We start from the raw sequence: 18,982 nt of genomic DNA on the forward strand, positions 1-18,982 counted from the left end.
AAGGTAGAATAACCACATGAGCAAAAACACAAACACAGCAGAAGCCATTTTGGATGCCGCCGAGTCAATGGTGATGGAGTCCGGTTTTAACGGATTCAGCTACGCTCACATCGCCGAGAAAGTAGGAATACGTACCGCAAGTATTCATTACCACTATCCGAGTAAGGAGGATTTGGGAGAAGCGCTTATCAAGCGCTATCGTGAAAGCTTTCATGCATTCATTGCACGGGTTGATGGAGAAATGCCGAACAGTTACGATAAATTGCTTAAGTTCATTGAGCTGTACCGCAGTGGACCGGCAGACAATTATCGAACTTGTCTGGGCGTTATGTTATCAACTGACTTGACCTCGTTATCGGAACGAGCACGTAATGGAGTTGCAGAATTCTTTGACATCAACCTGAATTGGTTAACCAAGGTATTGGAGAATGGTCGCCAAGAAGGAAGCCTACGGTATGAAGGCGCCGCAATAACGCAAGCTCATACATTGTTCGCTGCAGTACAAGGAGCTCAATTAATTGCAAGAAGCTTTAAGGATATCCAGAGATATGACAGGATTGCCGAAGGAATATTATCCGCTTTTAAATAAGAATTAAAGGCGGATTTTTTCAAGCAAATAGTCTACCTATTGATAGGTAAAAGGAGAGGTGAGCCATGAATATGCAAGATAAAGTAGTCGTTATCACAGGTGGAAGCAGCGGGATTGGGAAAGCAGTTGCAACGGAGTTCGTGAAACGAGGAGCAAGCGTTGTTATAAATGGCCGTCGCGAGGATACACTAGAAGCGGCAGCGAAGGAGATTGATCCTACAGGTACGCGGGTCGCCGCCGTTGCCGGTGATATCTCCGATCCTCAAGTAGCCGATCGTGTTATCGCTGCCGGATTGGATCGATTCGGACGTATTGACACGCTGGTCAATAACGCAGGTATCTTCCTTGCTAAGCCTTTTACGGAATATACGGACGAGGATTTTGCTAATGTGGTGTCCATCAATATGGGCGGATTCTTCCAAATTACAAGACGGGCAGCAGCTGAAATGCTGAAATCCGGCAATGGCCACATCGTTAGCATTACAACAAGTCTTGTTGATCAGCCGATTGCCGGAGTACCGTCGGTATTGGCTTCTCTAACCAAAGGTGGTCTCAATTCCGCGACCAAGTCACTGGCTATCGAATACGCAGAGAAGGGCATTCGTGTTAATGCTGTTGCTCCGGGCATTATCAAAACGCCTATGCATCCTGCAGCAACGCACGATTTCCTTGCGAAATTGCACCCGCTTGGCCGTATGGGCGAAATGAGTGAAATCGTCGACGCGATTCTATACTTGGATAGCGCACACTTCGTGACCGGTGAAATCTTGCATGTGGATGGCGGACAAAACGCAGGTCGTTAATACTCGCTTAATGCAATCAAACAAATTATGGGAGGAATCATTTATGTTATATGAATTACGCGTTTATCATATCATGCCGGGTAAAATGCAAGCCATTCAAGCTCGATTCAGGGACCATGTTATTGAGCTGTTCAGTAAGCACGGAATGAAAATTACGCATTTCTGGGACGATGTCGATACAGACAAAAACCAGCTGTATTATATAGTTGAGCATGAAAACATGGAGCTGCGCAACGCCAACTACGAACGATTCCGTAATGATCCGGAATGGCTCGAATTGAGACGTGTTACGGAAGCAGACGGAGCGTTGGTAGAGAAACAAGAAAGTATCTACATGAAGAATGTCCCTTTTTTCAAGAACAATTAATACGAATAGCCCCTTATATTTCCGTTGATTTACTACCTACTAAAAGGTAGAATGAACACATGAACAAAACACAACGCAAACTGCTGAAGCACAGTCGAGCTTAGGAAGAAGATAAGAATCGTTAAACAAATAAACTACCTATTAATAGGTTGGAGGAGATTGAAACAATGAATATGCAAGGTAAAGTAGTGATCATTACAGGTGGTAGCAGCGGAATTGGTAAAGCAACAGCGATGGAATACGTGAAACGCGGAGCGAATGTAGTAATCAACGGACGCCGTGAAGATTCACTAGCCGCTGCCGTTAAGGAACTTGATCCAACAGGCACGCAAGTCGCGGCAGTTGCCGGCGATATCTCGGATCCTCAGGTTGCCGATCGTGTCATCGCAGCGGCATTGGATCGCTTCGGACGCGTCGACACCTTGGTTAACAATGCGGGTATCTTCCTTGCAAAACCATTTACAGAGTACACAGATGAGGACTTTGCAAATGTGGTTTCGATCAATATGGGCGGATTCTTCCAAATTACCCGCCGTGCGGCAGCTGAAATGCTGAAAACCGGACATGGTCATATCGTGAGCATTACAACGAGCCTTGTAGATCAACCGATCGCCGGAGTGCCATCCATCTTAGCGTCGCTGACTAAAGGCGGCCTTAATTCCGCGACGAAGTCCCTGGCCATTGAATACGCCGATAAAGGGATTCGCGTGAATGCCGTTGCACCGGGTATCATCAAAACGCCAATGCATCCTCAAGAAACACATGATTTCTTGAATAAATTGCATCCGGTAGGCAGAATGGGCGAAGCAAGCGATATTGTGGATGCGATCCTTTACTTGGATTCTGCAAATTTCGTAACCGGGGAGATCCTACATGTAGATGGCGGGCAAAACGCGGGCCGCTGATCCAATCAAAACCGCTGATCCAATTAATGAACTGACATTTACCTTAATTATGAGTCCGTCTTTATTATCAAACAAAAAACCAAAACGAATGGAGATATTACACATGAAAACACTAGTCATCATTACTCATCCCAATATGGAACAATCCCGAGTGAATCGTACATGGCGCGAAGAATTAGAGAAGCACGGCGAAATCACAATTCACGAGTTATACAAAACGTATCCGGACGAGAATATCGACGTTGCCAAGGAGCAAGCGCTAATTGAAGCGCATGATCGGATTATTTTCCAATACCCTTTGTTCTGGTACAGCACACCGACATTGCTGAAAAGATGGTTTGATACCGTGTTGCAATATGGCTGGGCTTACGGTCCGGACGGCAGCAAAACCGCAGGTAAAGAGATTGGCGTTGCCATCTCCACTTATGGATCTGAAGCTTCATACCAACCGGACGGCTTTAATCGCTATACGCTCGAAGAAATCTTGCGTCCGATCGATGCACTTGCTCATTTTATCAGCGCGTCATACTTGCCTCACTTTGCATTAAGCGATGTGTCTAATCTCTCCGATGAACGCTTGGCGCAAAGCAAAGTCGATTATATTCGCCATATCAAAACGGTGCAGCCGGTGAAACAAGCGGTGACAGCGAAGTGAAACAAGTAACGATTGATGTTTATTTCGATACGATTTGTCCATGGTGCCGAATGGGAACAACGAGTCTGCTGTCAGCTGTAGAGCAATTGCCGGATGACACGAAAGCAACTGTTCAATGGCATGCATTCCAGCTTAACCCGGATATCCGACCGGAAGGTGAGGATTATCGCAAAGTGATGATCGGCCGATTAGGCGGAACCGCACAATTCGAAGCAAGAATGAAACAGTACAATACAACAGGCGCGCAATTTGGCCTTAACTATAATATGGATCTTGTGAAATATACGCCAAACACTACAAAATCCCATCAGTTAGTTGCAATTACACCGGAGCATCTGCAAGTGCAAGTAATTGAAGCGCTGTACAAGGCTTATTTTGAAGAAGGTATTGATATCGGCAATGTGGATGAGCTCGTTCGCATTGCGATGGATTCGAAGGCAGCGGATGATGCCGATGCGTTGAAAAGACGTCTAATGAGCGGTGAAGGCGTCGATAAAGTTGAAGCCGGTCAGCGAAATGCACAGAAGCTAGGGGTTAGAGGAGTGCCTTACTTTATCATTAACGAGAAGGTTAGTCTATCGGGACTGCAATCGCCTGATGAATTCATTAATGTGATTAAACAAACGATCTGATAGGGGAGAACAAATATGCCGATCGTAACGATTCAAGTGACCAAAGAAGGGACTACACCTGATCGTCAGTCTATTACGGCCGAAGAGAAAGCAGCTCTTATTAAAGGGGCCAGTGAGCTCATGCTCAACGTTCTCAATAAGCCGTTTGAAGCGACCTTCGTCGTCATTGAAGAAGTGGACACCGATAATTGGGGCTGGGGCGGACTGCCTGCACTGGAGTATCGCAGTCAGCTTGCCGCTAAGAAGAAATAAACAGTTATTCCTACACCAAGCCCGGCAGTTGTCGGGTTTGGTGTTTTTACATCGCATAATAAACCGTTACCAGCGAAAAGCAAGGATGAACGCTCCGTATCGAGGGGAAACCATAAGTGAAACCACTACACTTATGGAGGTTGTTAATCAGTGAGGAAAGCAGTAACGAGCGCAGCTGTATGCCTAACGCTTTCGGCCATGTTTGCGATACCGGCAATGGCAAATAACGCGATGAGCAATACTGACATTGAACGTAGCCAGTCGAGTATCTACGGAACCGGCAGCAACTTGAATGGGACGCCAGGAGCTACAGGAACGCCGGATGTTTACGGTATTCCCGGTACGCCTAGGATAACAACTCCGAACCTGAGAAATCTGAACGATTCAAGCACGTATAGAACGAGAAATTATACGAATTATGGAAGTAATACGAACGGGAATAATATCAATTCTTACTATGGTAACATGAACGCAAATAATGGAAGTGTGAGACCTTTCGGGACAATGACCAACAGAACCATCACAGGCGGATCGGGTTTAACACGCGATAACAGTTATCGTGCTACCGCAGTAGGCACGAATGATGATGGTTTTGATTGGGGATGGCTTGGATTGCTGGGGCTGCTCGGACTTGTAGGCATGCGAAATCGCTCAGGTGAGCGCACTTGATAATTAGGAAAATGTAATGAAAATGGCTGCCGATTATCTTGATCGGCAGCCATTCCTATTTGAAGCAGCTGTTCCAAAATCTCTTGCATTGGTTACAATCGACCTCGTGGCTATGCATATCGCAAAGACCTGTCGGAATAGAGCCGGCAGGTTATTTGCATTTAAGTCGAGCACACCATGGCAATGGTCTAACAATTTCATTAGGAAGGGTGAATAGATTGTCGGAATAGGATGTTGTGGGAGGTCTGCTTAGGTGGCTGCCAAGAAGAGAAGGAAGAGACGACGCAATTCTCGTACAGTTAAACCCATTCATAAGCGCAAACGGAAGCTGCTCAAGAAGAAGAAACGACCTCATCGCAAGCCTAAATCGAAAAGACAGCGGACAGTTGCGGATCAGAGACCCAAAACGATCGGATACGTGATTCCGAGCTGCGATATTTCGGGCGGCGTTGCCGTTATATGCCAGCATGTGAACAGGCTTCAGGCTCGAGGGTTTAATATGGTTCTGATTAGTATGGATCAAACGCTTAACAACATCGATTGGTTCCCTCAGCAGAAGGTGCCGATCATAACACTCGAACACGCTTCTCAGCTGCATTTTGACACCGTTGTTGCTACACACTGGTCAACGGCTCACCCGACTCTTCAACTATCAGCAGATCGCAAGGTGTATTTCGTTCAATCGATTGAAAGTCGTTTCTATCCCGAAGGCAGTGCCGAATACGAAGCAGCAAAGCAAACGTATAGTCTGCCGTTTATTTATATGACAGAAGCACGCTGGATTCAGAATTGGTTGTTGCACAATAACGGACACACTTCGATCTATGTTCCCAATGGCATTGATGAAACGCTATTTCATCCTACAGAGCATATTGAACCGAAGAGAGACAAAGTGAGAGTGCTGCTGGAAGGCCCCATCCTTAACCCGCTCAAAGGAATGGCTGAAGCGTTCCGGGTAGTCCGGGATCTGGATTGCGAAGTATGGTGCGTTTCAAGTAATGGAGAACCGGATCCTGAATATCGATGCGATCGATTCTTCTCCCATGTCCCGATGGAGCATATGAAGCACATTTATTCCAGCTGCGATATTTTGTTGAAATTAAGCTATGTAGAAGGCTTCTTCGGACCCCCGATGGAGATGATGGCCTGCGGCGGAACGGCTGTGGTAGGAAATTGTACGGGGCATGAGGAGTATATTATCGACGGACACAATGCTCTTGTTGTACCGCTCGGGGATGAAGAGGCCGCGAAAGCCGGTCTTAATCGACTAATCCAAAATCCGCAATTACGTCATCAACTTACTCAGAATGGCCAGGCAACCGTTCAGAATTGGCGATGGGACGTTACAATTGACACCTTATTTCGGCTGTTTAGCTGATTGAAGTCCCCGTATCCGGGGGCTTTTTTCTTTATACGGAAAGACTTATCCAGTCAACGGCATGTTGACAGTCAGATATCCTAGGATTATAATAAATTGTGTTAGGATAAATAAATGTAGAGTAACTTGTTTAAGTTGAACGTCAAGAACACACTATAAGAAAGGAGCAATTCATGTGAACATCCAAGTGTTAGGCCCACAGTTTCAAGGGAAAGAGGAATTCGACGGCGGAGCAATTCACGCTCAGAAGCCACTCGGTTTCTCCGGGCAAGGTGCGGTTACCGTCAGATTGGGTCCGCTATTCTACTGGGCTTGGGGTCATGCGGAGAAAGCGGGAGGGATCGGATTCCATCCTCACCAAGGGTTTGAAATCCTATCCTATGGCATTCGAGGCAAAGGTCTGCACAGAGATACACTCGGTACGGAAAGCTACTTGGAAGCCGGAGATATTCAGCTCATGCAAGCAGGCTCAGGTCTTCAACATGCCGAAAGTGTCGATGCCGGCTTCGAAAGCTTTCAAATCTGGCTTGAGCCCTATTTGAATGATGCGGTAAAACGCAAGCCGACGTACGAGCTGTTTAAACATGAACGCTTTCCACAGTCGAATCAAGATGGCGTAAACATAAAAACGATACTTGGAGAAGGTTCGCCAATTCACCAACTGGTTGCCGATGCACGGATGTTTGACGTTGAGCTTGAGCCGGGGGCAGCATACATCCACCGTATAGTGCCAGACCGGACGCTCGCAGCATTGGCAATTAGAGGTGACGGCGGATCTGTCCTCTCAGAGGGACAAGATACCGTAACGTTTAAGCATAAAGACTTTGTCATCGTACAAAGCGAACAAGAGGGAGAGATCAGTATTCGAGCTGAAGGTGAGAAGCTTCGCATTTTTATGATTGAAGTTCCTACCAAAGTCGAATATCCTTTGTATAAGAAAGCAAGATAAGGTGGTTGCGAAATGATTGAACCTAATGCTGAAGGAACGGCTCTGGATTTAAGACTGATACGCGTCATGAGAAATATGGTGAACACGCTGTTTGGGAGTTTAGAGCGCGATATCACCAGCTATGGTCTCAATATTGAAACCTTCCAAATTCTCGAGTTTCTATACAATAAAGGTCCGCATCCGATACAGAAAATAAGCGATACCTTCTCCATTCCAAGCGGGAGTATCACCTATGTGGTTGATAAATTGGAGAAGAAGGGGTATGTGGAGCGACTTCCCATTCCGGGTGATCGTCGTAAAACGAATGCCGCGTTGACGAATGAAGGACGCAGCTATTTCGATACGATTTTCCCTAAGCACGTGCAGAGGATTTCAGACAATTTGTCCTTTGCAACGGATGAGGAGAAGCAGCAGCTGATCGAGCTGCTCAAGAAGATCGGGTTAGGGATTCAGGATCGTCAAAACAACGAAACGAACCATAAATCATAATTATTCGGAGGTCATTATTATGTTGAAAATCGCGATTATTCTTGGAAGCACACGTCCCGGCCGCAACGGTGAAGCAGTAGCACGCTGGGTGACCGATATTGCAAACAAGCGCACGGACGCATCTTTCGAGCTTGTCGATCTTGCAGACTTCAATTTGCCGCTATTGGACGAGCCGATTCCGGCATCGATGGGACAATACAGCAAACCGCATACCATCGCTTGGTCAGAGAAAATTTCTTCCTTTGACGGCTATGTATTCGTTACTCCTGAGTATAACCACGCTACTTCCGGTGCACTCAAGAATGCCATTGATTTTCTCTTCCATGAGTGGAAAGATAAAGCGGCTGGCTTCGTAGGGTACGGCGGTAACGGCGGATCCCGTGCAATCGAGAATCTCCGTTTGATCGTTGGCGAGCTTCATATCGCGGATGTACGCGCTCAAGTGGGACTATCCCTCATTACTGATTTTGAGAACTATAGTGTATTCAAACCGGGTGCTCATCAAGAGCCTGCGGTTAACACGATGCTAGACCAAGTGATCGCTTGGAGCGGCGCTTTGAAAACATTGCGTTAATACGAACCGGAAGAACCAAGCCGTATCAGATCCTTATCTGATGCGGCTTTTTGCTGTTACCGGAAAATCGCGGCAGGAGTATGCGGTAAAATAGAGAAATAGTAGCGGATAATCATTCAAATTTTCAGGAAAAGGAATGTGATATCCGCATGCAACAGGTTGGCACGATCATTCAACAAGGCCCTCGGCCTTGGGCGATCATTCAACAGGAGAACGGGGTGGGCAGCATTGCGTTATCCGGGGTATGGGTTGCTCCGGAAGGCGTCCCATACAAGACAGCGCAAGTACTGGCTCGGGTCGTAAGCGAAGAGGATGCAAGAGAGGTTGTTGCATGGCAGCCGGCTGTCATGTTAGCCGAGCATACATGGGAAATCACGTTAGACTCCATCCCTAAGGGAGGGCTTTATCGGGTCGAAACCAGCTTGCAGCTGGACGATAATCCTGCTTTGGAATGGGCGACTCGCGGAGATATGATCCATCATGTTGGCGTTGGCGATCTCTGGGTAATAGCGGGACAGAGCAACGCTGCCGGATACGGGAAAGGCCCGTTCCGGGATGCACCGCAGCTCGGCATTCATTTGCTCCGAAATAACGGACAATGGGATTTGGCCTCGCATCCGTTTAATGAATCGACCTCATCCATACATTTCGAGAATCGAGAAGGCGCTAATCCCGGCCATTCTCCGTTTCTGGCGTTTGGCAAACTGCTGCAGAAGGAGCTGCGTATTCCGATTGGCTTGATCCAAACCGCACTGGGCGGCTCTCCGCTCAAAGCTTGGAACCCCGAAGAGGATGGCGTTCTTTATCGCAATATGATGAACATTATTCAATCCGCGGGCGGCAAAGTGCGCGGTATCCTATGGTATCAAGGGTGCTCCGATTGCTCTCCTGCAGATTCGGTTACCTACCTGGAACGATTTGAGCGCACTGTACAGCACTGGCGACGCGAATTAAATGACGCCGGTTTACCGGTTCTGACGGTTCAGCTTAATCGTTGCACGGATGCTGCAACGGAAGAGGGCAATCGTTCCTGGGGGCGTGTTCGCGAAGCACAGCGTCAAGCTGCACTGAACATTCCGCATGTGCATGTCATTCCGGCACTGGATTGTCCGTTATCCGACGGCATTCATAATAGCCCTGCCGGAAACATGATCATTGGCGAGCGAATGGGCAAGCAGGCCTTAGCTGAAGTTTATAAGAGTGCTGCATTGCATGCGAAAGCACCATGCCTGGTGACGGCAGCCTTAATCGACAAGCATGACAAGCCTCGTATTCGTTTGCAATTCGCCAACGTAGCCGGTTACTTGCATGCGATCGGACCGGTCTCTAACGTATTCGCCGCGGAGGACGAAAGCGGCGAAATCAACATCAACAGCTGGCAAATAACGGCCCGCGATGAGATCACGCTGCATCTAGACAGGCGAGCGGAGGGCGAAACCGTCGTACATGCAGCTTATGAAATGAATCCGTCGAGCTTCCTGCCGCTGGATTCCGGCACCTATATGCCGATTCTTGCTTTTTACAGACAGAAGGTAAGTGAATAGGTAGATGCGATGAAGTCAGCCCGAGCCCGCCTAGAAATAGGCGGGTTTTGTTATGCCTCGAACAATTCCGATGCAGCATAATGTCATTACCACTTCGTACATGTACTGGCTTAATTATGCATATTTGCGGAGGTTGTGCTCCATAATATCTGATAATGCCGTTTCGGAGGAGAGCACGTGAATGCAGTGCTCTCGAACAAAATGATTCTAAAGGAAAAAACAATGACAGCAGCTAATTTTGAAAAGACACTTGCGGAATTTGAGGATAGTTTTGATCTTGTCGATCGGTCATTCCACCAGGATACGATTCGCATTATTTATTTGAACTCATTAGTTGATGTCCAGTCTTTAGAGTGGGAAATTCTCAAACCGTTAAGAGAAATGACGATCCATCATTTTGAACAGTCTATTCAACAGTCGCTGTTTAAAGAGGTTTATAAACAAGAGGAAGTCATTAACGGAATATTAGACGGAAACGTGTCGCTGTTCGCCGAGGAGCATATCTATTTAATCAATGTTCCGGGATTCGAGGAGCGTGCCATTTCACAATCTGAAAGAGAGACCGTCATTAATGGGCCGCACGACTCTTTTAATGAGGTATTGAATACGAATGTTTCATTAATTAGAAGAAGAATCAGAAGCCCTCGCTTAAAAATGATACGATTATCTGTCGGGGCCATATCAAAAACTAAAATTCTGATCATCTATATTGAGGGTATTGCAAATATAAGCGTTGTGGATCATCTAAAAGAAAGGATTCAAGCGCTTAAAGTGGATTCCATCACCGACACCAATTTTTTAATCCAAAAGCTGGATGATCATAAAAACTCGCCGTTTCCTCAATTTTATACCACTGAAAGACCGGATGTTGCTGTAACGAAACTATATGATGGAAAGATTATCGGACTTGTCGATGATAGTCCCAATATTATTTGTACGCCGACCACTTTCTTTGATTTTTTTGAATCGCCGGATGACTTTTATCAGCGTTGGACCATAGGAGCCGCGGTTAAGCTTCTGCGGTACTTAGCTTTATTTGTCACCCTAATACTCACAGCCTTCTATGTCTCTATATGTACGTTTCATTATGAAATGATCCCTCAATCCTTGCTGCAGAGCCTTATGCAGTCTAGGAGCAGGGTGCCTTTTCCGCCTTTTGTTGAAGCTCTGTTTTTAGAAATCGTCATTGAGCTGCTGAGGGAGGCAGGTGCGAGACTGCCTACAAAAATCGGTCAAACCATAGGCATTGTCGGCGGTATTGTCATTGGCCAAGCAGCTGTCGAGGCCGGGATTACGAGCAATATTTTGATTATTGTCGTTGCAATATCAGCCATTGCTTCATTTATCGTCCCGAGTTATGGGATGAGTGCTTCGATCAGGCTGGTTCGATTTCTATTTATCATCATGGCGGGATTTTTGGGGAATATCGGCATTTTCTTCACTTTGGGTATCGTAACGATCCACTTGATGGGGTTATCCAACTATTCCTCACCCTATGTGAAGGCGATTTCTTTACCTTCCTTTAAGACTTGGATGGACAAAATGAACATCATGGCTTTCCTTAGAAATAAATGAGTGAGGGAATCAACCGTCTTCTAGGAACCATACGATACGAAATTAAGAGGAAATCGTGGTGATGAAATGAACGAACGACTCCGTCCACTTCAATTGTCTATCCTGTTCTATAGCATTCAAAACGGTCTGTACTTGTATACGTTACCTCGAATAACTGCCCAATATTTTGGAACCAACGGATGGTTAAGCATCATATTCATCTTCATACTCGTGAATTTGAATATTGCGATGATTGCAATCATTTATAAGTTGGGCAAAGGACGATCCGTTTTCGAAATCATTGAAGCGACAGTGCCCAAATGGGTCATGGTACCCGTTTATTTGTTTATCATTTGCGTGTGGATTGGGCTGGCAAGCATGATTATGAGGGAGTATATCTTCATCATTAAGATATTTTTTTATCCGGCCTTGCCGGCTTTCTATTTCGTTCTTTTCTTCACTCTGCTCAGTTTCCAATTATTGACAGGTGGAATTCGCCATATAACGAGGTCATTCGTAGTTCTTATCTGCTTCGTCATGCCCATGATTGCTTTACTCATTTATTTGATCCCGGATTTCGAATTTGCCCGTTTTACGCCCTTTTATTTTAAAGGAGGAACCGATTATTTCCAGGGGACTCTTCATGTTTACTCCGTTTATCTCGGTATTGAAGTTTCCATATTATTTTTTCCGATGGTAGCTAAGAACTGGACGAAATCGCTGTTTATCGGAAATTTCTTTTCGCTGGTCGTTTATTTGATGGTCACCTTTATGTGCTTTGGATTCTTTAGCTTCGATCAAATATTGAATGATCTATATCCCATTATGACATTGTTTGAATATACCGAGGTTACTTTCCTTTCACGGGCCGAAAATCTTTGCTTTTGTGTGTTTGCCTTCAAGGTGTTGGCCACGACGGTGATCTATTTCTGGGGAGCTCAGAAAACCCTTGAACATATTGCCCGAAAAGTGAAATCGGGTTTGTGGATCCTGTGCATACTGGCAGCCGGATTCATACTCGCGCTAATTCCGGATTCTGTGGCTCATGTAGATAAATGGTCGACTTGGTTAAGCAATAGTGCAATTGGTATCGCATGGGCGTTACCGATCTTCGTATTATGCATCCTTTTCATACAAATGCTTAAAAATCAGGTGATGCGGGAGAGAGATTATGCCTAATAAAGTCATCATGTTGATTGCGACGTGCTGCTTGGCAGCTTTGTTATCCGGTTGCGAAGAAAGCAATATCATTGAAAAATTAGCCGTGATTGAAGCAGGTGCTTACGATTTGTCTGAAGGGAGTGAGAACCCGATTACAACGACGGTTCTATTTCCGACGGTTACCAGAGAAGGAAAGTTTGATACGTTGACGCTTACCGCTAATGGAAAATCAGTTCATGACACTTTCGTTAAAGTACAAAATTTAACCAGCTTAAAGATCGTTGGAGGGCAGGGGACGATTCTATTTGGGGAGGAACTATCCAAAAAAGGACTCATCCATGTGATCAATTCATTGCGAAGAGATCCGGAAATCGGAACTCGCGTTAAATTCGCCATTGTAGAGGGGCACGCAGGAAAAATTCTCGAGAAAAAGTTTCCCTCTATCGAAGATAATGCAGAGTTTATCTATAAGTTCCTAGAGAGAGCAGGCAAACACACCAAAGTTTTATTCACGAATCAATATCGTTTTATCAGGGATTATTACGACGATGGGATCGATCCGGTTCTTCCCGTTTTTTCATATGAAGGGGAAGCCATTGGTTTAAAAGGATTAGGGACATTTAAAGGCGATCAATATGTGGCACTTCTTACCATAAGCGAAACACAAATGCTCAATTATTTAATCGGGGACATCCGAAACGGCAGTTTGATGATTACGATGAACGATTTAAAATCCGGAGAACATGTTCAGCTTGCGTTAAGCAACATTAATTCTAAAAATGATAAGCGAATAGATACAAAGAACATGAACGTCGAAGTCCTTTTAAATTTAAAAGGCAGCGTCCTTGAATACACAGGTACAAAGGACATAAGCAATGAAAAGTATACACGAGAATTGGAAGGAGAAATTGAAGACTATTTTAGATCCAATTCGGAGAAGCTTATTGCTAAATTACAAAAATACCAATCCGATCCTATCGGAATCGGAAAGGTCGTACGCAACCACCTAACCTACGAAAAATGGAAAAAGATGAACTGGACTATGATCTACCCTAACCTATCCATTCAAGTAAAAGTTAAAGTAGGGCTGACTAATACCGGGAAATCAAAATGATTGATGCGCGGATTTGATGGTACAATAGAGTTGAAAATGGAAGTGTACCTATTAAAATCAGAGCATGAGGTGGCGCTTAGAGATGAAGCCCGTCGGTCAGAAGTCTTTTTCGGTAGAGGTAGAAACAATTTTGAAAGCGGTTGCGGACCGTATGGTTCCGGAAGATGCCTGGCCATCGGCAACTCTGGCAGGTGTTCTTACATACTTAGAGCGACATTATAACGAGAATCCGGATTCTTGGTTGAACCACATAGAGCCGGGTCTGCGAGCATTACATGACGAAGCATTCTCTCAATACAGTCGATCGTTCGCTGAGTTGTCGACAGCAGAGAGCGATCTCCTGTTAACGGCTGTCCAGCAGGGGCAAGTTCAGGAGTGGCCTGTTTCACCGAAGCTGTTTTTTGATACGTTATTGTCTTTAGTCATTGAGGGGTATTATGGAAGTCCGGAAGCAGGTGGCAATCGAGAAGGGCAATCATGGGATATGATCGGATTTCGTCCGGGTCCGGTCGCAGGCACCCAAGCTCCTGTTCAGGAAACCGATCTGCCGCAATGTTCTATTGACCAGCTGCGAGATCAATATGATGTCGTCGTGATCGGAGCCGGGGCAGGCGGATCCGTAGCTGCGGGCGTGCTCGCCGAATCCGGGCTTCACGTGCTCGTCGTCGAGCGTGGAAGCTGGCTCCGTTACGATCAGGTTGGCCGCGACCACTTGCGAAATCATCGGATGAGCAAATACGGACATAATACCGGACCGGCTCCGGAGGGCAACCCGCGGACGATTCTGCTGCCTAACGGACAGGAACGCATTACCCTACCATTCGAAGGTGAATATCACAATAACGCGATGACAGTCGGTGGCGGAACGAGGGTTTATGGCGCGCAGGCGTGGCGGTTTCACCCCGAAGACTTTCGCATGGCATCGCGTTATGGAATTCCGGACGGGAGCTCGCTAAGTGATTGGCCTATCACCTATCAGGATCTAGAACCTTATTACGAACGCGCCGAATGGGAAGTTGGGGTCTCCGGGGATGGCGCGGCCTTCCCGGGTCGAGGGAAACGGGAGCGTTCCTATCCCATGCCTGCGATTCCCAGAACACTGGAAGGCGAACGTCTAGCCCAAGCGGCTGTGAAGCTGGGGTGGGATGCAGGTCCGGTGCCTCTGCTGATCAATTCGATCGAACGGGATGGACGGCCGGCTTGCGGGCAATGTGGTCAGTGTGTCGGTTTCGCATGCCCAACGAACAGCAAGAACGGCGGACATAATACGATGATGGTGAGAGCGACCGCACAGGGGAACAAGTGTGACCTCATCTGCGATACGATTGTGGAGCGTATTGAGACAGAAGGGGGAAAACGAGCCACCGGCGTTCATCTCATCTTCGAGCATGGGGATGGCTCATTCCAGCGCCGGCATATTCGAGCAGGGCATGTTGTGGTCGCTGCCGGGGCAATCGAGAGCGCAAGACTGCTGCTCCAATCCGCAACCGAGGTGGAACCGAACGGAATTGGCAATCGGTTCGGCCAAGTAGGCAGACATTTGCAGGGGCACGTGTATGCCGGTGCTTACGGCATCTTTGACGAACAAATACAGGATGGCAATGGACCCGGAGTGAGTATCGCTACCTTCCGATTCGAACATAGCAACGAAGCAGGCGTAATCGGGGGAGGGCTGCTAGCCAACGAGTTCATCCGGCTGCCGCTCATTCACTGGAACCGGGCACTTGCACCGGATGCGGCTCGATGGGGGACTGCCGGCAAGGAAACGATGCGTGAAACCTTTCTGCGGACCAGCCAAATTCAAGGCCCGATTCAAGAAATCCCGACTGCAGATTCCAGAGTGCGGTTGTCGCCTACCGTTAAAGACCGCTTCGGTCTTCCCGTCGTTCAGTTATCCGGAGGCGTTCATTCGGAATCGCTTCGCGCTTCAGCTATGCTGGCCGAGCAAGCAGAGAAGTGGCTTTGGGCAGCGGGGGCACGCCAAGTGTGGCGGACACGGGCCGGTAATGGGCTAAGCGGCGGACAGCATCAGTCAGGAACGCTGCGTATGGGAGACGACCCCGCCACTTCCGTCACCGATCCGATGGGGAGAGTACACGGATATGATAATCTTTGGGTGAGCGACGGCTCCGTGCATGTCACCAACGGCGGCGTGAATCCGGTGTTAACCATACTTGCGCTTGCTTTCCGTACCTCAGAGAATCTGGTAAACCAAGCGTGAGGATGGGTAAAGAATAGTTTCTATTCGTTTCTTATCTATTTTGCAACTTTCCCTTTCGCTATAATTCGAAGTAGTAAGAGGATGCAAATTTGGGAGGTTACCATGAATACAGATCCGAATAGAATGATCCGTCTGCACGCGATGCTGACCGAATACGTTGAACATGAACAGATTCCGGGGCTGTCAGTCGGAATCGTGTGGGACAACAATCAGTGCTTTGCGGGCGAATATGGAACGGCAAATAAAACGACAGATGCTCCCGTAGTTCGCGATACCTTGTTTCATCAAGCTTCCGTATCGAAGACCTTCGTTGCTACAGGCATCATGCAACTTGTTGAACAAGGTAAAGTGGATTTGGATTCCTCTATTGTCAGTTATTTATCTTATTTTAAGTTAGATGATGAGCGGTATAAGACAATTACAGTCAGGCAGCTGATGAACCATACCTCCGGAATGCCGGATGAAAATGATTACGCATGGGACCGGCCGGAATACGATGAGCAAAGCCTCGAAAGATATGTACGAAGTATCGCTCATCTCAAGCTAAACTGGGATCCCGGAGATCAGTTCGCCTATAGCAACATTGGCTACGAGATATTGGGAGACCTGATCGCTAAGGTCAGCGGTTTGAGCTTCGAGCACTATATGAAATCAGCAATTCTGGAACCGATCGGAATGCATGCCAGCTCCTTCCTGAAGCAGGAAGTTGAAGCTCGGCTGGCTGCACCTCATGTGCTCGGAGCTTCCCCGGTTTACGGCGGGGTTGTCAGCGATGAATTTCCATATAACAGGGCGCACGCTCCGAGTTCCACGTTATATACCAGCGCGGAAGAAATGTGCCTTTATCTGCAGATGCACTTGAACCAAGGGACAGCAGGCAATGGGCATGCCGCTTTGCAGTCCGGCAGCTACGATGCCATGTGGAAACCCCATGCTGCAACGGGCTATGATCCTAAAAAATCGCAGATTGGACTGGGTTGGTTTATGGGAGATTACAAGGGCTCCCGCATCCTCTCTCATTCCGGGTGGGATACCGGGTTCTTAACTCATTTATTCCTTCTTCCGGATGACCAAATCGGTATAGCCGTTATGGCTAACAGCGATTACGTCTGGCTGGACAACGTGTCCTTCTCAATACTGGATCAATTGCTGGGCATACGGGACCTGTCCATTATTAAACGCTCTCTTGCACATCATATTGCATCGCTAGCTGTATCTGATGGCGTGGATGCTGCCTTAGAAGAGTATCATCGTATCATGAATGTTGAAGCGGAAACTTACTATCTGGACGATTATGAATTTGTGGGCATCACCGAAGCGTTGGCTCGCAATAATCAAGAAATAGACGCTATGATTCGTATATTAACTTGCGGTACAGCCATCGTTCCTGACAGCAGCGCCGTTTCAAACCGTTTGCAGGAGCTCCAAACAAATCGGATAGCTCCATAAGAAGAGGCCGTCTCAAAGTGTGCTGTATGCTGCTTTTGTGACGGCCTCTTTATTTGGATCATTGGCGGCGTCGTTGCGGTGGTGTAGGAGACCGGCATAGTTGAAGTTTGAGCGGTACTGGTTACCGCACTTTTGACGTAAATTTGGCAAAGTAGCTATGGGAGCGGTATTGATTACCGCTCTTTGGTGGGAGAGCGGCAAATTAGTGTTATCAGAGGTAGCGGTTACCGCTCTGTGAGGGGACATGCTAAAGTGTAGCTTCGAGAGCCACACATCAGTAGTTGGTTGGTGTTTTCAGAGAATGTGTAGCTCCGAGAGCTACACATCAGCAGTTGGTTGGTGTTTTCAGAGAAAGTGTAGCTTCCAGAGCTACACATTAGGCAGTTAGTTGGTAAGCCCAGCATTACTTATTCACGCAGCGGCCTGAGACCTGCGCGAACTTCTTCGGAGAACAGCAGCGGTACTTCCCAAGCAGCGAAATGTCCGCCTCGGTCGACCCTGTTATAGTAGATAAGCTCAGGGTAAGCCTGCCTGGTCCAGCTCAACGGAGCTTCATACAGCTCATACGGAAAGACCGTCACGGCTGAAGGGATCGGGACTCCCTTGACGACGAAGAAGGAGAACATGTTCTCCCAATAGAGACGGGCTGCGGAAATCGCTGTTTTCGTCAGCCAATAGAGCGTAGCGTTGTCGAGAATGTTGTCTCTGGTGAGGCCTTCCGGATGCCCATCGAACGCCTTTATCATCAGCTCCAAACTGCAAGCATCATGGTCCATTAAGAAAGCGGCTAATCCAATCGGCGAATCCATCAGTCCGGTCAATGTCTGAGGACGTGTTCCCATCATCGAGGCATAGGCAATATGTCTGTATACGAAATCCAACTGCTCACAAGCACGCTTTTCCTCAGGTGTGAGATTAGTCGGGAGCGGGTTGCCTTTCATAAGCGCCGTATCAATGGCAGGAGGAACCGTACCCGGCATGTTGGTATGCATACCGAGCAGTCCCGGCGGTTTCATGACACCCATGAAATCCGTTACCATTGCACCCCAGTCGCCGCCTTGTGCCACGTATTTCGAATAACCCAGTCGATTCATCAGCTCTATCCATGCTTGAGCGATGCGGTCAGGACCCCAGCCGGTCGAAGTCGGTTTACCGGAGAACCCATAGCCGGGCAGCGACGGAATGACCAGATGGAACGCATCCGATGCTTTCGCGCCATACGCGGTCGGATTGGTTAGCGGATCGATTACTTTGAGCAGTTCGATGATGGAGCCCGACCAACCGTGCGTGATAATTATCGGCAAAGCATCTTCATGTTTCGATCGAATATGCATGAAATGGATGTCCAGTCCATCGATCTCGGTCAAGAACTGCGGGATGTTGTTGAGCGTAGCCTCGCACTTACGCCAATCATATTCGGTTGCCCAATATTCCGCGACCTTCTGCATGGTAGCAAGCGGGACGCCTTGGGATTGATTCGACACCGTTTCTTTCTCCGGCCATCTTGTAGCGATAATCCGATTATGCAATTCAGTAAGTTCCGCTTCCGGAAAATGAATCTGAAACGGCCCGCGGATGGCTTTCTTGTCAGTGGACGTTAGCGCCGCCACAGGTGGTTGGTTTGCGTTTCCTTGTGCCATTGTATGTTCTCCTTTAAGTAAGGCTGAAATGAACGCA

General features: G+C 47.4%; 19 protein-coding genes. 18 read left to right on the plus strand and 1 reads right to left on the minus strand.

Going from position 1 to position 18,982, the window contains the following annotated elements; translation table 11 throughout:
- The first annotated feature begins 16 nt into the window (after positions 1-16).
- The 18 genes from BM412_RS08190 (at position 17) to BM412_RS08280 (ending at position 17,305) form a co-directional block, all read left to right on the plus strand.
- Positions 17-589, plus strand: a complete 573-nt coding sequence (locus BM412_RS08190) for a TetR/AcrR family transcriptional regulator (RefSeq protein ID WP_091216160.1) — start codon at positions 17-19, stop codon at positions 587-589.
- Positions 590-654: 65 nt separating this feature from the next.
- A complete protein-coding gene (locus BM412_RS08195; protein ID WP_091216161.1) occupies positions 655-1,392 on the plus strand; it encodes an SDR family NAD(P)-dependent oxidoreductase in 738 nt (245 codons plus the stop codon).
- A 43-nt stretch (positions 1,393-1,435) separates the two neighbouring features.
- Positions 1,436-1,759: an NIPSNAP family protein gene (locus BM412_RS08200; RefSeq protein WP_091216164.1), complete on the plus strand. Its 324-nt coding sequence runs from the start codon at positions 1,436-1,438 to the stop codon at positions 1,757-1,759.
- Positions 1,760-1,926: 167 nt separating this feature from the next.
- Positions 1,927-2,664 (plus strand): SDR family NAD(P)-dependent oxidoreductase, encoded by a 738-nt coding sequence (locus BM412_RS08205; protein WP_091216166.1) that lies wholly within the window; start codon positions 1,927-1,929, stop codon positions 2,662-2,664.
- Positions 2,665-2,767: 103 nt separating this feature from the next.
- Entirely contained in the window at positions 2,768-3,319 is a 552-nt protein-coding gene (locus BM412_RS08210; RefSeq protein WP_091216169.1) for an NAD(P)H-dependent oxidoreductase, read from the plus strand.
- Entirely contained in the window at positions 3,316-3,951 is a 636-nt protein-coding gene (locus BM412_RS08215) for a DsbA family oxidoreductase (protein WP_091216171.1), read from the plus strand. Before BM412_RS08210 ends, BM412_RS08215 begins: the two co-directional genes overlap by 4 nt.
- Positions 3,952-3,966: 15 nt before the next feature.
- The gene (locus BM412_RS08220; RefSeq protein ID WP_091216173.1) at positions 3,967-4,203 is read left to right on the plus strand and encodes a tautomerase family protein; all 237 of its coding nucleotides are present in this window, start codon (positions 3,967-3,969) and stop codon (positions 4,201-4,203) included.
- Positions 4,204-4,353: 150 nt separating this feature from the next.
- On the plus strand, positions 4,354-4,872 hold the full coding sequence (locus BM412_RS32770) for a WGxxGxxG family protein (protein WP_091216175.1): 519 nt from the start codon (positions 4,354-4,356) through the stop codon (positions 4,870-4,872).
- 253 nt (positions 4,873-5,125) lie between these two features.
- On the plus strand, positions 5,126-6,250 hold the full coding sequence (locus tag BM412_RS08235) for a glycosyltransferase family 4 protein (protein WP_091216180.1): 1,125 nt from the start codon (positions 5,126-5,128) through the stop codon (positions 6,248-6,250).
- 175 nt (positions 6,251-6,425) lie between these two features.
- The gene (locus BM412_RS08240; protein ID WP_091216183.1) at positions 6,426-7,199 is read left to right on the plus strand and encodes a pirin family protein; all 774 of its coding nucleotides are present in this window, start codon (positions 6,426-6,428) and stop codon (positions 7,197-7,199) included.
- 12 nt (positions 7,200-7,211) lie between these two features.
- The gene (locus BM412_RS08245) at positions 7,212-7,688 is read left to right on the plus strand and encodes a MarR family winged helix-turn-helix transcriptional regulator (RefSeq protein ID WP_091216186.1); all 477 of its coding nucleotides are present in this window, start codon (positions 7,212-7,214) and stop codon (positions 7,686-7,688) included.
- A gap of 19 nt (positions 7,689-7,707) precedes the next feature.
- Positions 7,708-8,262: an NADPH-dependent FMN reductase gene (locus BM412_RS08250; protein ID WP_091216188.1), complete on the plus strand. Its 555-nt coding sequence runs from the start codon at positions 7,708-7,710 to the stop codon at positions 8,260-8,262.
- 149 nt (positions 8,263-8,411) lie between these two features.
- Positions 8,412-9,806: a sialate O-acetylesterase gene (locus BM412_RS08255; protein ID WP_091216190.1), complete on the plus strand. Its 1,395-nt coding sequence runs from the start codon at positions 8,412-8,414 to the stop codon at positions 9,804-9,806.
- A 177-nt stretch (positions 9,807-9,983) separates the two neighbouring features.
- On the plus strand, positions 9,984-11,381 hold the full coding sequence (locus tag BM412_RS08260) for a spore germination protein (protein ID WP_091216193.1): 1,398 nt from the start codon (positions 9,984-9,986) through the stop codon (positions 11,379-11,381).
- Between the two features lie 66 nt (positions 11,382-11,447).
- Positions 11,448-12,539 (plus strand): GerAB/ArcD/ProY family transporter, encoded by a 1,092-nt coding sequence (locus tag BM412_RS08265; RefSeq protein ID WP_091216195.1) that lies wholly within the window; start codon positions 11,448-11,450, stop codon positions 12,537-12,539.
- A complete protein-coding gene (locus BM412_RS08270; protein ID WP_091216197.1) occupies positions 12,532-13,635 on the plus strand; it encodes a Ger(x)C family spore germination protein in 1,104 nt (367 codons plus the stop codon). Before BM412_RS08265 ends, BM412_RS08270 begins: the two co-directional genes overlap by 8 nt.
- Positions 13,636-13,717: 82 nt before the next feature.
- On the plus strand, positions 13,718-15,856 hold the full coding sequence (locus BM412_RS08275; protein WP_091216198.1) for a GMC family oxidoreductase: 2,139 nt from the start codon (positions 13,718-13,720) through the stop codon (positions 15,854-15,856).
- Positions 15,857-15,958: 102 nt separating this feature from the next.
- Positions 15,959-17,305 carry a serine hydrolase domain-containing protein gene (locus BM412_RS08280; RefSeq protein WP_177245711.1) on the plus strand — a complete coding sequence of 449 codons (1,347 nt, stop codon included), beginning with the start codon at positions 15,959-15,961 and terminating at the stop codon, positions 17,303-17,305.
- A 407-nt stretch (positions 17,306-17,712) separates the two neighbouring features.
- Here the strand turns inward: BM412_RS08280 and BM412_RS08285 are convergent, their stop codons facing one another.
- Positions 17,713-18,945, minus strand: a complete 1,233-nt coding sequence (locus BM412_RS08285; RefSeq protein WP_177245712.1) for an epoxide hydrolase family protein — start codon at positions 18,943-18,945, stop codon at positions 17,713-17,715.
- Positions 18,946-18,982 lie beyond the last annotated feature (37 nt).

The organism is Paenibacillus sp. BC26 (assembly GCF_900116125.1).
GTDB classification, from domain to species: domain Bacteria; phylum Bacillota; class Bacilli; order Paenibacillales; family Paenibacillaceae; genus Paenibacillus_Z; species Paenibacillus_Z lignilyticus.